Source organism: Aquibium sp. A9E412, assembly GCF_030398335.1.
Lineage (GTDB): Bacteria > Pseudomonadota > Alphaproteobacteria > Rhizobiales > Rhizobiaceae > A9E412.
This window is the reverse complement of the sequence record NZ_JAOAOP010000008.1, coordinates 46,051-59,387: the sequence shown is the minus strand read 5'-3', so window position 1 is coordinate 59,387 and position 13,337 is coordinate 46,051. Positions and strand designations below refer to the sequence as shown.

Genomic DNA, 13,337 nt, shown 5'->3' with positions numbered 1-13,337 from the left:
CCGACAATCCGGCCTCTCCGCTTAACCGTTTGGCCGCCTTTCGCCGCTAGGATCGGCGCCATGACACCTGACCGCACCACCACCGACCGCATCGCCACGGCAGGCCTGTGGCTGGCCGCCGCCGCGCACGCGCTGTTTCTCATCAGCCTGTTCGCCGCCATGCTGCTGGCCGCCGGCCGCGCCGGTGCGGCGGAGGCCGGGTGCGGCGACGACCTGATCGCGGCGCTGGCGGCGGCCGACCCCGCCCGGCACGCCGCGATGCGGGCGCAGGCCGACGCCACGCCGAACGGCGCGGGGCTGCTGTGGCGCGTCGAGACGGACGGCGCGGCGCCGTCGCATCTCTTCGGCACCATGCATGTCAGCGATCCGCGCGTCACCACGCTGCCGGCCGCCGCCGAGACCACCTTCGCGGCCGCCGGCACGGTGGTGATCGAGACCACCGGCCTGCTCGATCCGGCGAAGGCGATGGCCGGCCTCATGGCCCGGCCCGAGCACACCATGCTCGCCGACGGCGTGACGCATGCCGACCTGCTCGACGGCGCCGACGCGGCCGCCCTCGCCGACGCGCTCGCCGCGCACGGCGTGCCGCCGGAAAGCGTGGCGCGCATGAAGCCCTGGCTGCTGATGGGCATGCTGGTGAAGAATGGCTGCGAGGCCGCGCGGCTGGCCGCCGGCGAGGCCGTGCTCGACGTCGCGCTCGGCCGCCGTGCCGAGGCTGCGGGCAAGCGGCTCGTCGGGCTGGAGACGGTCGAGGAGCAGGTCGCCGCGCTCGCCGGCCTTCCCGACACGCTGATGCTGGAATCGGTCGTCACGGCGCTGCGCCTCGACGTCGACGACGTGTTCGAGACGATGACGCGGCTCTACGTCGCCGGCGACACGGGCATGTTCGGTCCGTTCATGACGATGCTGGCGCCGCCCGAGGCCGACGCGGCGGAGACGCAGGCCGCGCTGGCGCTGTTCGACGCGGCCATCATCGATGGGCGCAACGCCACCATGGCCGACCGCATGGCGCCGCTCATCGACGCCGGCGGCGCCTTCGTCGCCGTCGGCGCCATGCACCTGCCGGGCGAAACCGGGCTGGTCGCCCGCCTGCGTCAGGCCGGCTATAACGTCACCGCCGTGCGCTGAAGCCGGCGCGCCGCACCGCTGAACAAACTGTGATTTCGCCGCCGCCGGCGGGCCTGCTACTCTGTGCGCCTTCGTTCGCAAGGAGGAGAGCGCCAATGAAGATCGCCCTTCTGGCCGCAGCCGCATTCGGCGCATCGGTCGCCACGGCGAGCGCCGCCTGCCCGGCGCACACCGCGCAGGCCGACGTCGACAAGAACCTGACGGTCGCCAGCGTCGCCACCGACGACAAGGCGATGACCGCCGCGCAGCCCGACGCCGCACCGCCGGCCGACGAGGTCGTCGAGTAGCGTTTCGCGCAGGCATGTCGGCCGCCGTTCCCGCGCCGGTCGCGACGCGACCGGCGAGCGGGTGAGCACGCCCTCCGGGTCGATCCGACCGCATCGGGCACGGGGCGAGCGATGGCTGCAGTGCGGACCTGAGACCGCGTGCCTTCGCGCGTCGCCGGCCCTGGAGCCCGGCCTTTGCCGCCCGCCCGGGCGCGGCAAGATCTGACCTTGCGCCCGTCGCGCTGCCGGCGCCTGCCGCCGGCCCGCGCCGCCGGGCGTCCCATGCGATCCCCTTTTTGCCCGCGCCGTTTGTCGTCCCCGCCGCGTGCTGCGCGACGTGACGGCGCCGTTCGGCCGTGCATGGCGGCCTGCGGCGGAGCGTCGCTGGCGGCCGCGTGGCGGAACGGCTGGTGCCCGTACCGCGTTTAAAGCCATCGAGACGAGGGATGGAGATCTCCGATGGCCGACCCCAGGCACACCGACGACACCCGACCGCCGGCGCAGGACCCGGCCGCCCCGCCGCGCGAGGGCGAACCGACCACCACGCACCAGACCATCGTGCACGAGCGCCGCAGCGGCTCCACCGGCGTGGTGCTGGCGGCGATCGTCGCCGCGCTTCTGGTGCTGCTGTTCCTGTTCTTCGGCGGCTTCGACCTGTTCCGCGGCGAGCCCGTCGTCGCGCCCGACCCGGATGCGGTCGTCGTGCCGGATGCGGGCGAGAGCGCGCCGGCGCCGGACGACGCCGAACCGGCCACGGGCGACGGCGCCACCGAATAGACGGGCCGCGGCCCGGGCGGACGTCACGCCCGCCGCGAGGCCGGACGGCTGAGCCGTGTCGCGGCCGGGCAGAGTGGCCCGGCCGGACTCGCGGCTACAGGTGGATCGGCTTGGCGAAGGTCGCCAGCGCCGCCTCGCGCACGGCCTCCGACAGGGTGGGGTGCGCGTGGCAGGTGCGGCCGAGATCCTCCGACGAGCCGCCGAACTCCATCAGAACGGCGGCCTCGTGGATCATCTCGCCGGCGCCGAAGCCGACGATGTGCACGCCGAGCACCCGGTCGGTTTTCTTGTCGGCGAGAAACTTCACGAAGCCGTCGGTCTTCAGCATGGAGCGGGCCCGCCCGTTGGCGCTGAACGGGAACTTGCCGGCGACGTAGTCGACGCCGTCGGCCTTCAGCTCCTCCTCCGTCCTGCCCACCGAGGCGACCTCGGGCGCCGTGTAGACCACCGAGGGAATGACGCCGTAGTTCACGTGGCCGGACTGGCCGGCGAGGATCTCGGCCACGGCCACGCCCTCGTCCTCGGCCTTGTGCGCCAGCATCGGCCCGGCGATCACGTCGCCGATCGCGTAGATGCCGTTGACCGAGGTGCGAAAGTGCCGGTCGACCTCGACCCGGCCGCGCTCGTCGACGACCACGCCCGCCTGCTCCAGGCCGAGCCCTTCGGTGAAGGGCCGGCGCCCCGTCGCCACCAGGACGGCGTCGGCCTCGATGGTCTCGGCCTCGCCGCCCTTGGCCGGCTCGAAGGTGACGCGCGCGCCCTTCTTGGCCTTCTCCACCGCCGTCACCCGGGCGCCCATGCGGAAGGTCATGCCCTGCTTGGCGAGCATGCGCTGGAACTGCTTGGAGACGTCGCCGTCCATGGTGCCGAGGATCTTGTCGAGATACTCGACCACTGTCACCTCGGCACCGAGCCGGGCCCACACCGAGCCGAGCTCGAGCCCGATGATGCCGCCGCCGACCACGACCAGCCTGCCCGGCACCTTGTCGAGGTCGAGCGCGCCGGTCGACGACACCACGACCTTCTCGTCGAAATCGACCTCGACGCCGGGGATGCCGGCGATGTCGGAGCCCGTCGCGATGACGATGTTGCGCGTCGCGAGCTCGCGCTCCTCGCCGTCCTCGCCGGTCACCGACACCTTGCCCTCGCCGCGGATGCGGCCGGTGCCCTGGAAGGCGTCGATCTTGTTCTTCTTGAACAGGAAGTCGAGGCCCTTGACGTTCTGCTCGACCGTCTTGTCCTTGTGCGCCAGCATGGCCTTGAGGTCGAGCTTCGGCTTGCCGACGTCGACCCCGAGCTCGGCGAAGGAATGGCCGGCCTCCATGAAGACCTCGGAGGCGTGCAGCAGCGCCTTGGACGGGATGCAGCCGACATTGACGCAGGTGCCGCCGTGGCTCGCGCGCTTCTCGACGACGGCGGTCCTCAGGCCGAGCTGCGCGGCCTTGATGGCGCACACATAACCGCCCGGCCCGCTGCCGATGACGATGACGTCGTAGGTGGTGGACATGGTCTGTCTCCTGGAAGGGGGCTGCGGCTCAGAGGTCGAGCACCAGCCGCTCGGGATCCTCCAGCACCTCCTTGACGCGCACCAGGAAGGTGACGGCCTCCTTGCCGTCGACGATGCGGTGGTCGTAGCTCAGCGCCAGATACATCATCGGCCGCACCTTGATCTCGCCGCCCACAACCATCGGCCGCTCCTGGATCTTGTGCATGCCCAGGATGCCCGACTGCGGCGCGTTGAGGATCGGCGTCGACATCAGCGAGCCGTAGACGCCGCCGTTCGAGATGGTGAAGGTGCCGCCCTGCATGTCGGCGAGCGCCAGCTTGCCGTCGCGCGCGGCGGCGCCGAGCCGGCCGATCTCCTTCTCGATCTCGGCGATCGTCATGCGGTCGGCGTCGCGCACCACCGGCACAACCAGGCCCTTGTCGGTGCCCACGGCGACGCCGATGTGGCAGTAGTTCTTGTAGATGATGTCGGTGCCGTCGATCTCGGCATTGACCGCCGGGATCTCCTCCAGCGCGTGGCACACCGCCTTGGCGAAGAAGCCCATGAAGCCGAGCTTCACGCCGTGCTTCTTCTCGAACAGGTCCTTGTAGCGCTTGCGCAGGTCCATGACGGCGCTCATGTCCACCTCGTTGAAGGTGGTCAGCATCGCCGCGGTCTGCTGCGCGTCCTTCAGCCGGCGCGCGATCGTCTGGCGCAGCCGGGTCATCTTGACCCGCTCCTCGCGCGCCTCGTCGTCGGCCGGCGAGGGGGCGCGCGCCGCGCGCGGCTTTTCCGTCGGCTCGCTCGGCGCGCCGCGGCTTTCGGCCGGCGGCGGCCGCTGGCCGGCGTCCTTGCCGCGCTCGATCGCCGCCAGCACGTCGCCCTTGAGCACCTGGCCCTCCTTGCCGGAGCCGGCGATCTGGTTCTGCCGCAGCCCGTGGTCCTCCATCAGCTTCTGCGCCGCCGGCGAGGGCGGACGCGCCGATTCGGTGCCGCCGCCGCCGTGCCGCGCGTCGCGCGCCGCCGTCGAGCCGGCCTCGCCCGGCCGCACGTCCGCGTCCGCCGCCTCGCCGGCCGGTTCCTCGGCCCTCGTCGCGGCGGCCGCGCCGGCGCTGGCGCCCTCCTCGATGCGCGCCAGCAGCGCGCCGACCTCGACCTCGTCGCCCTTGGCGACCGCGATCTCGGCGATCACGCCGTCGACCGGCGCCATCACCTCCTGGGCGGCCTTGTCGGTTTCCAGCTCGAGGATCGGCTCGTCAGCCTTCACCGCGTCGCCGGCCTTCTTGTAGATCTCGCCGACCTGCGCCTCGGTGACCGATTCGCCGGCCGCCGGCACGGTCACGTCGACCAGCTTGCCGCCCGGCTTGCGGCCGCCGCCCTGCTCGGCCGCCTCCGCCTTGGCAGCGGGCTTTTCCTGCGCCTGCTCGGCGTCGCCGTCCGTCTTCGCCTCGGCCTTGCCGGCGCCGCCGGCCGCCGCGCCGTCGCCGGCGCCGATCGTGCCGAGCAGCGCGCCGACCTCGACGGTGGCGCCCTCTTCCGCGGCGATCTCCTCCAGCGTGCCGGCCGCCGGGGCCGGCACCTCGACGGTCACCTTGTCGGTCTCCAGCTCAACCACCGGCTCGTCGACCTCGATCGCCTCGCCGGGCTTCTTGAACCACCGGCCGATGGTCGCCTCGGTGACGGATTCCCCGAGCGTGGGGACGCGGATTTCGGTTGCCATGATCTGTGTCCGTTTCCTCTGCCGCCGGCGCTATTCGCCGAGCGCGTCTTCCAGGAAGGCTTCGAGCTGGGCCAGGTGCTTCGACATCAGGCCGGTGGCCGGCGAGGCGGCGGCCGGCCGGCCGGCATAGCGCACCCGCTTGTACTTGGCGTCGATGTGCTGCAGCACCCACTCCAGATACGGGTCGATGAAGGCCCAGGCGCCCATGTTCTTGGGCTCCTCCTGGCACCACACCATCTCGGCGTTCTTGAAGCGCGACAGCTCGGTGATCAGCGCCTTGGCCGGGAACGGGTAGAGCTGCTCGACGCGCAACAGGTAGATGTCGTCGATGCCGCGCTTCTCGCGCTCCTCGTAGAGGTCGTAATAGACCTTGCCCGAGCACAGGACGACGCGGCGGATCTTGGAATCCTTGGCCAGCTTGATGCCCTCGCCGCCGCGCTCGCCGCGATACTGCGCGTCGTCCCACAGGAGCCGGTGGAACGAGCTCTCGCCCGACATCTCGGCCAGCGTCGACACGCAGCGCTTGTGGCGCAGCAGCGACTTCGGCGTCATCAGGATGAGCGGCTTGCGGAAGTCGCGCCTGAGCTGCCGGCGCAGGATGTGGAAGAAGTTCGCCGGCGTCGAGCAGTGGGCGACCTGCATGTTGTCTTCCGCGCACAGCTGCAGGAAGCGCTCCAGCCGGGCCGACGAGTGCTCCGGCCCCTGGCCCTCGTAGCCGTGCGGCAGGAGGCACACCAGGCCCGACATGCGCAGCCACTTGCGCTCGCCCGACGAGATGAACTGGTCGAACACCACCTGGGCGCCGTTGGCGAAATCGCCGAACTGCGCCTCCCACAGCGTCAGCGCGCGCGGCTCGGCCAGCGAGAAGCCGTACTCGAAGCCGAGCACCGCCTCCTCCGAGAGCATCGAGTTGATGACCTCGAAATAGCCCTGCTGCGCGCCCAGCCCGTTGAGCGGGATGTAGCGGCTCTCGTCGCGCTGGTCGTAGAGCACCGAATGGCGCTGCGAGAAGGTGCCGCGCTCCGAATCCTGTCCCGACAGCCGCACCGGATGGCCTTCCATCAGGATCGAGCCGAAGGCGAGCGCCTCGGCCGTCGACCAGTCGATGCCCTCGCCGCTGTCGATCATCTTGCGCCGGTTGTCGAGGAAGCGCTTGACGGTGCGGTGCGCCTCGAAGCCCTCGGGCACCTCGGTCAGCTTGCGGCCGATCTCCTTCAGCGTCTTGACCGGCACCGCCGTCTTGCCGCGGCGCTGCTCGTCCTGGTTGTCGGCCTTGCGCAGGCCCGACCACACGCCGTCGAGCCAGTCGGCCTTGTTGGGCCGGTAGGTGCCGCCGGCCTCGAACTCCTCCTCCAGCCGGCCGCGCCAGTCGGCCTTCATGCGGTCGAGCTCGTCCTGGCCGACGAGCGTCTCGGAGGTCAGCTTCTCGCCGTAGGTCTGCACCGTGGTGCGGTGGCTGCGGATCGCGCGGTACATGATCGGCTGCGTGAAGGCCGGCTCGTCGCCTTCGTTGTGGCCGAAGCGCCGGTAGCAGAACATGTCGATGACGACCGGCTTGTGGAACAGCATGCGGAACTCGATCGCCACCTTGGCCGCGTAGACCACAGCCTCGGGATCGTCGCCGTTGACGTGGAAGATCGGCGCCTCGATCATCTTCGCCACGTCCGAGGGATAGGGCGAGGAGCGCGAGAAGCGCGGATTGGTGGTGAAGCCGATCTGGTTGTTGATGATGAAGTGGATCGAGCCCGCCACCCGGTGGCCGCGCAGGCCCGACAGGCCGAAGCACTCCGCCACCACGCCCTGGCCGGCGAAGGCGGCGTCGCCGTGGATGAGCAGCGGCAGCACCCGCGCGCGCTCGGGCAGCGGCACCACCTCCTCGCGCGTGCGGCCGAAGATCTGGTCCTGCTTGGCGCGCGCCTTGCCCATCACCACCGGATCGACGATCTCGAGATGCGACGGGTTGGCGGTCAGCGACAGGTGCACGGTGTTGCCGTCGAACTCGCGGTCCGACGAGGCGCCGAGATGGTACTTGACGTCGCCCGAGCCCTCCACGTCGTCGGGCGCGAAGGAGCCGCCCTTGAACTCGTGGAAGATCGCCCGGTGCGGCTTGCCCATCACCTGCGACAGGACGTTGAGGCGGCCGCGATGGGCCATGCCGAGCACGATCTCCTTGAGGCCGAGCTGGCCGCCGCGCTTGATGATCTGCTCGAGCGCGGGGATCAGCGCTTCCGCGCCGTCGAGGCCGAAGCGCTTGGTGCCCTTGTACTTGACGTCGAGGAACTGCTCGAAGCCCTCGGCCTCGATCAGCTTCTGCAGGATGGCCCGCTTGCCGTTCTCGGTGAAGGCGACGCCCTTGTCCGGCCCCTCGATGCGCTCCTGGATCCAGGCCTTCTCGGCCGGGTTGGAGATGTGCATGAACTCGACGCCGAGCGTGGAGCAGTAGGTGCGGCGCAGGATGTCGAGCATCTGCCGCACCGTGGCGTATTCGAGCCCGAGCACGTGGTCGATGAAGATCGGCCGGTCGAAATCGGCCTCGGTGAAGCCGTAGGCCTCCGGTGACAGCTCGTTGTAGTCCTCGAGCGGCTTGGCGAGGCCGAGCGGGTCGAGGTCGGCGTGCAGGTGGCCGCGCATGCGGTAGGCGCGGATCATCATGATCGCGCGCACCGAATCGCGCGTCGCGCGCAGCAGCTCTTCCTGCGACAGCTTCTGGCCGCGCTCGGCCGCCTTGGCCTGCACCTTGCCGTCGAAGTGGCGCTCCAGCGTGCCCCAGTCGCCGTCGAGCGCGGAGACGAGCTCGCCATTGGCGGTGATCGGCCAGTTGTCGCGCTGCCAGGAGGCGCCGCGCGCGTTCTGGCGCACCGCGGCGGCGTCGTCCTTGAGATCGGCGAAATAGGCCCGCCAGTCCTCGCTCACCGAGGCGGGGTCGTTCTGGTAGTCGGCGTAGAGCTCCTCCACATAGGCGGCGTTGCCGCCATAGAGGAAGGAGGTGAGCGAGAACGCGTCGTTGGCCTGGTCTTGTCGTGCCATCGTCCTGTTGCCGGAACCGCGGGTTCCGTCTCCTTGAGCCAGTGCCGGTTTGCCCGGCTTTGCGCGGCGTCGGCCGCTTCCTCCCCCTGCGCCTGCCGCGCCCCCGCGCGGCGGACGGTCCGCGTCAGCCGCGGATCGCCTCGGCCAGCGTCTTGCCGAGCCGCGCCGGCGACGGCGAGACGCGGATGCCCGCCGCCTCCATCGCGGCGATCTTGTCCTCCGCGCCGCCCTTGCCGCCGGAGATCACCGCACCGGCATGGCCCATGGTGCGGCCGGGCGGTGCGGTACGGCCGGCGATGAAGCCGGCCATCGGCTTCTTGCGGCCCTTCTTCGCCTCGTCCTTGATGAACTGCGCGGCATCCTCTTCCGCCGTGCCGCCGATCTCGCCGATCATGATGATGGATTCGGTCTCCGGGTCGGCCAGGAACATCTCCAGCACGTCGATGAACTCCGTGCCCTTCACCGGGTCGCCGCCGATGCCCACCGCAGTCGTCTGGCCGAGGCCTTCGTTGGTCGTCTGGAACACCGCCTCATAGGTAAGCGTGCCGGAGCGCGAGACAACACCGACCGAGCCCTTGCGGAAGATGTTGCCCGGCATGATGCCGATCTTGCACGCCTCCGGCGTCAGCACGCCCGGGCAGTTGGGCCCGATCAGCCGCGACGAGGAGCGCTCCAGCCGCGCCTTCACCTTGACCATGTCCATCACCGGGATGCCCTCGGTGATGCACACGATCAGCGGGATCTCGGCCTCGATCGCCTCGAGGATGGCGGCCGCCGCGCCTGCCGGCGGCACGTAGATCACCGAGGCGTTGGCGCCGGTCCTGTCGCGCCCCTCGGCGACGGAGGCGAAGATCGGCAAATCGACGCTGCCGCCGTCGACCGAGCCGGTCCACGTCTCGCCGCCCTTTTTGGGGTGCACGCCGCCGACCATCCTGGTGCCGTGATAGGCGAGCGCCTGCTCGGTGTGGAAGGTGCCGGTCTTGCCGGTCAGCCCCTGGACGAGAACCTTGGTGTCTTTGTCAACGAGAATGGACATGCGTGAGCGGCCCCCGGTCTCAGCTAGCGTTCAAGGAAAGGATCGACGGCCCGCAGCGAGCCGCGGAGCTGGTCGTGATTGAGGTCTTCGGCATTGCGGTCTGCGGCCTCGGGCGTCCACGCGCCGGGGCGCCCGGCTGCCGCGCCGTCGCGGCGGGCGACGGCATGGCGATGCGGCGCGCTGCCGGCCGCGCGGACAAACAGGGCAAGCGGACCGTGCCGCCGTCCGAAGCCCGCTTCGCACCGAAAGGCATCGCGGTCTAGGCCTTCACCGCCGCAACGATCTTCTGCGCGGCGTCGTCGAGGTCGTCGGCCGAGATCACGTTGAGACCGCTGTCGTTGATGATCGACTTGCCGAGCGCCACGTTGGTGCCCTCCAGCCGCACGACCAGCGGCACCTTGAGGCCGACCTCCTTGACCGCGGCGATGACGCCTTCGGCGATCACGTCGCAGCGCATGATGCCGCCGAAGATGTTGACCAGGATGCCCTTCACGTTGGGATCGGCGGTGATGATCTTGAAGGCCGCCGTCACCTTCTCCTTGCTGGCGCCGCCGCCGACGTCGAGGAAGTTGGCCGGCTCGGCGCCGTAGAGCTTGATGATGTCCATCGTCGCCATGGCGAGGCCGGCACCGTTGACCATGCAGCCGATCGTGCCGTCGAGCGCGATGTAGGCGAGATCGTGCTTGGAGGCCTCGATCTCCTTCTCGTCCTCCTCCGTCGTGTCGCGCAGCTCGACGATCTCGGGATGGCGGAACAGCGCGTTGTTGTCGAAGGAGACCTTGGCGTCGAGCACCCGCAGCCGGCCGTCGGTCATGACGATCAGCGGGTTGATCTCGAGCAGGCTCATGTCCTTTTCGGTGAACGCCTTGTAGAGCGCGGGAAACAGCGTCCCGGCGTCGTCCGCCGCCGCGCCGTCGAGCCGCAGCGCCTGCGACAGCGTGGCGACGTCGTCCGCGGTGACGCCGGCGTCGGGATCGATCGCCACGGTGACGATCTTGTCCGGCGTCTCCTCGGCCACCGCCTCGATGTCCATGCCGCCCTCGGTCGACACCACGAAGGCCGGCCGGCCGACCGTGCGGTCGATCAGGATCGACAGGTAGAGCTCGCGGTCGATGTCCGCCCCGTCCTCGATGTAGAGGCGGTTGACCTGCTTGCCCTCGGGCCCGGTCTGCTTGGTGACCAGCGTGTTGCCGAGCATCTCGCCGACATGGGCGACGACCTCCTCGGCCGACTTGGCCAGCCGGACGCCGCCCTTGGCGTCGGCGCCGAGCTCCTTGAACTTGCCCTTGCCGCGGCCGCCGGCGTGGATCTGGCTCTTGACCACGTAGAGCGGGCCGGGCAGCGCCTGCACCGCCTTTTCCGCCTCGCCGGCGTCGAGCACGGGCACGCCCTGGGCGACCGGGGCGCCGTAGCTCTTGAGAATGGCCTTGGCCTGGTACTCGTGGATGTTCATCGCTGCGGCGCTCCTTCGATCCTGTCCGGCCGGCTAGTCGGCCAGCGCCGGCACGATGCCGGCGCAGGCCTCGCAGAGGCTGTCCACCGAGGCGACCGACTTGTCGAACATCTTCTGTTCCGACTTGTTGAGGTCGATCTCGATGACGCGCTCGACGCCCTCGCCGCCGATCACCACCGGCACGCCGACATAGAGGTTCTTGACCCCGTACTGGCCGCTGAGATGCGCCGCGCAGGGCAGCACGCGCTTCTTGTCCTTCAGGTAGCTCTCGGCCATCGCGATGGCCGCCGAGGCCGGCGCATAATAGGCCGAGCCCGACTTCAAGAGGCCGACGATCTCGGCGCCGCCGTCGCGCGTGCGCTGGACGATCTGGTCGAGCCGGTCCTTCGAGGTCCAGCCCATCTTGACCAGGTCGGGCAGCGGAATGCCGGCAACCGTGGAGTAGCGCGTCAGCGGCACCATGGTGTCGCCGTGGCCGCCGAGCACGAAGGCGGTCACGTCCTCGACGGAGACCTTGAACTCCTCGGCCAGGAAGTGGCGGAAGCGCGCGGAATCGAGCACGCCGGCCATGCCCACCACATGGCTCTTGGGCAGGCCGGAGAACTTCTGCAGCGCCCACACCATGGCGTCGAGCGGATTGGTGATGCAGATGACGAAGGCGTTCGGCGCATACTTCTTGATGCCGGCGCCGACCTGCTCCATCACCTTGAGATTGATGCCCAGGAGGTCGTCGCGGCTCATGCCCGGCTTGCGCGGCACGCCGGCGGTGACGATGCACACGTCGGCGCCCTCGATGGCCGCATAGTCGTTGGCGCCGCCCATCAGCGCGTCGAAGCCCTCGACCGGGGCGGACTGGGCGATGTCGAGCCCCTTGCCCTGCGGAATGCCCTCCGCGATGTCGAACAGCACGACGTCGCCGAGCTCCTTGAGGCCGGCCAGATGCGCCAGCGTGCCGCCGATCATTCCCGCGCCGATCAGGGCGATCTTGTTGCGAGCCATGTTTTCCGGATTCCCCCTTGCGATGCCCGCGCCTTCACACGGCGCTGCGGGCCGGTTGCCAACGGACAGGGCGGGTCGACCCGCCCGTCAGGTCCCGCACGGCATAGACGGGACCGGCGAAAGATTCAACCGATACCTTGACACCAAAGGATTTCAATCGGTTGCACAAAAATGATCTTACGTAAACGTAAGAATGTCCGGCCATCTCACCGGGACCCTGCGGCCGTCCCGGCGTCACCGGCCGCCGCACTGTCGACGCCCCAGCCATGGCTGCGCATCTCGGCGATGCGCGAGGCGGTGCGGCGGAACTCGAAGGCTTCGTTGCCGGTGCGGCCGCGGTAGAGCGCGTCGGGCTCGGCCGCCGCGCTCATCACCAGCCGGATCTGCTTGTCGTAAAGCGTGTCGATCAGCAGGATGAAGCGCTTTGCGGCGTTGCGCTGGCCGTCGTCGAGCACCGGCACGCCGTCGATGAAGACGGTGTCGTAGCGCTCGGCGAGCGCCAGGTAGTCGCGCGCCGCCAGCGGCTTCTCGCACAGATCGGCGAACGAGAAGCGCGCCATCTGGCCGGCCGCGCGCGGCACGCGGACCTTGCGGCCCTTCACCGTCACGCTCGCCGGCGCCTCCGTCATCCCCTCGGTCGCCGCCGCCCAGGCGGCGTCCATCTGGCGGTCCGCCTCCGGGCCGAGCGGCGTCATGTAGACGGGCAGCCGGCTCAGCTTCTCCAGCCGGTAGTCGGTCGCCGCGGCCAGCCTGAGCACGCGGGCGTGGCGCTTGAGCAGCGCGATGAAGGGCTCGAACAGGCCGCGGTTGAGCCCGTCGCGGTAAAGATCGTCGGGCGCCACGTTGGAGGTGGCGGCAAGCGCCACGCCTTCCTCGAACAGCGCCGAGAACAGCCGCGACAGGATCATGGCGTCGGCGATGTCGGCGACCGAGAACTCGTCGAAGCACAGCACCCACGCCTCGCGCGCGATCGCCCGCGCGACCGGCGGGATCGGGTCGTCCTCGCGCGCCTCGCCCGCCTTCACCGCCGCGCGGTGGCGCGCGATGCGGTCGTGCACGTCGGCCATGAAGTCGTTGAAGTGCACGCGCCGCTTGCGCTCGACCGGCAGCAGCGTGAAGAAGATGTCCATCAGCATCGTCTTGCCGCGGCCGACGCCGCCGTGCACGTAGAGCCCCTCGACCGGCTCGCGGCCCGGCCGGCGCCGGGCGAACAGCCAGCCGAGCGCGCTCGACTTGCGCGCCAGCCGCCGGGCGACGATGTCGTCGATCAGCCGGTCGAAGGCCTTCGCCGCCTCGACCTGGGCGGGATCGCGCGCCAGCGCGCCGCGCTCGACCAGGTGCAGGTAGCGCTCGAGGACCGTCGGGTGCGTCGCGGGGGCGTCGCGCAGGGCCATGGGCAGTCGGACCGGCTGGCGTCTCGGGGGAAGCGGGCGGCTAGCGCATGG

General features: G+C 70.2%; 11 protein-coding genes. 4 read left to right on the top strand and 7 right to left on the bottom strand.

All coding sequences use genetic code 11. The features are described from left to right. The first annotated feature begins 60 nt into the window (after positions 1–60). The 3 genes from N1F89_RS05645 to N1F89_RS05635 all read left to right on the top strand — a co-directional run bounded on the left by N1F89_RS05645 (position 61) and on the right by N1F89_RS05635 (position 2,171). The gene (locus N1F89_RS05645; protein WP_290082408.1) at positions 61–1,128 is read left to right on the top strand and encodes a TraB/GumN family protein; all 1,068 of its coding nucleotides are present in this window, start codon (positions 61–63) and stop codon (positions 1,126–1,128) included. Between the two features lie 95 nt (positions 1,129–1,223). Beyond that, positions 1,224–1,415, top strand: coding sequence for a hypothetical protein (locus N1F89_RS05640; protein ID WP_290082406.1), 192 nt, complete (start codon positions 1,224–1,226; stop codon positions 1,413–1,415). Positions 1,416–1,853: 438 nt separating this feature from the next. Then, complete coding sequence (locus N1F89_RS05635) at positions 1,854–2,171, top strand: hypothetical protein (protein WP_290082403.1); 318 nt, start codon at positions 1,854–1,856, stop codon at positions 2,169–2,171. Between the two features lie 94 nt (positions 2,172–2,265). On the opposite strand, the gene lpdA is transcribed toward N1F89_RS05635, so the two are convergent. The 4 genes from lpdA to sucD all read right to left on the bottom strand — a co-directional run bounded on the left by lpdA (position 2,266) and on the right by sucD (position 9,440). Beyond that, positions 2,266–3,678, bottom strand: a complete 1,413-nt coding sequence (gene lpdA, locus N1F89_RS05630; RefSeq protein ID WP_290082401.1) for a dihydrolipoyl dehydrogenase — start codon at positions 3,676–3,678, stop codon at positions 2,266–2,268. 28 nt (positions 3,679–3,706) lie between these two features. Then, complete coding sequence (gene odhB / locus N1F89_RS05625; protein ID WP_290082400.1) at positions 3,707–5,377, bottom strand: 2-oxoglutarate dehydrogenase complex dihydrolipoyllysine-residue succinyltransferase; 1,671 nt, start codon at positions 5,375–5,377, stop codon at positions 3,707–3,709. A 30-nt stretch (positions 5,378–5,407) separates the two neighbouring features. Next, on the bottom strand, positions 5,408–8,404 hold the full coding sequence (locus N1F89_RS05620; protein WP_290082398.1) for a 2-oxoglutarate dehydrogenase E1 component: 2,997 nt from the start codon (positions 8,402–8,404) through the stop codon (positions 5,408–5,410). Positions 8,405–8,528: 124 nt separating this feature from the next. Then, the gene (sucD, locus tag N1F89_RS05615; RefSeq protein WP_290082397.1) at positions 8,529–9,440 is read right to left on the bottom strand and encodes a succinate--CoA ligase subunit alpha; all 912 of its coding nucleotides are present in this window, start codon (positions 9,438–9,440) and stop codon (positions 8,529–8,531) included. 74 nt (positions 9,441–9,514) lie between these two features. On the opposite strand from sucD, the gene N1F89_RS05610 reads away from it, so the two are divergent. Beyond that, entirely contained in the window at positions 9,515–9,703 is a 189-nt protein-coding gene (locus N1F89_RS05610) for a hypothetical protein (RefSeq protein ID WP_290082394.1), read from the top strand. Here the strand turns inward: N1F89_RS05610 and sucC are convergent. From sucC to zapE, 3 genes are all read right to left on the bottom strand, one after another. Continuing rightward, entirely contained in the window at positions 9,700–10,893 is a 1,194-nt protein-coding gene (gene sucC / locus N1F89_RS05605) for an ADP-forming succinate--CoA ligase subunit beta (RefSeq protein WP_290082392.1), read from the bottom strand. The genes N1F89_RS05610 and sucC overlap by 4 nt on opposite strands. Before the next feature lie 33 nt (positions 10,894–10,926). After that, complete coding sequence (gene mdh, locus N1F89_RS05600; protein ID WP_290082390.1) at positions 10,927–11,892, bottom strand: malate dehydrogenase; 966 nt, start codon at positions 11,890–11,892, stop codon at positions 10,927–10,929. Positions 11,893–12,098: 206 nt separating this feature from the next. Next, entirely contained in the window at positions 12,099–13,286 is a 1,188-nt protein-coding gene (gene zapE, locus N1F89_RS05595; protein ID WP_290082389.1) for a cell division protein ZapE, read from the bottom strand. Positions 13,287–13,337 lie beyond the last annotated feature (51 nt).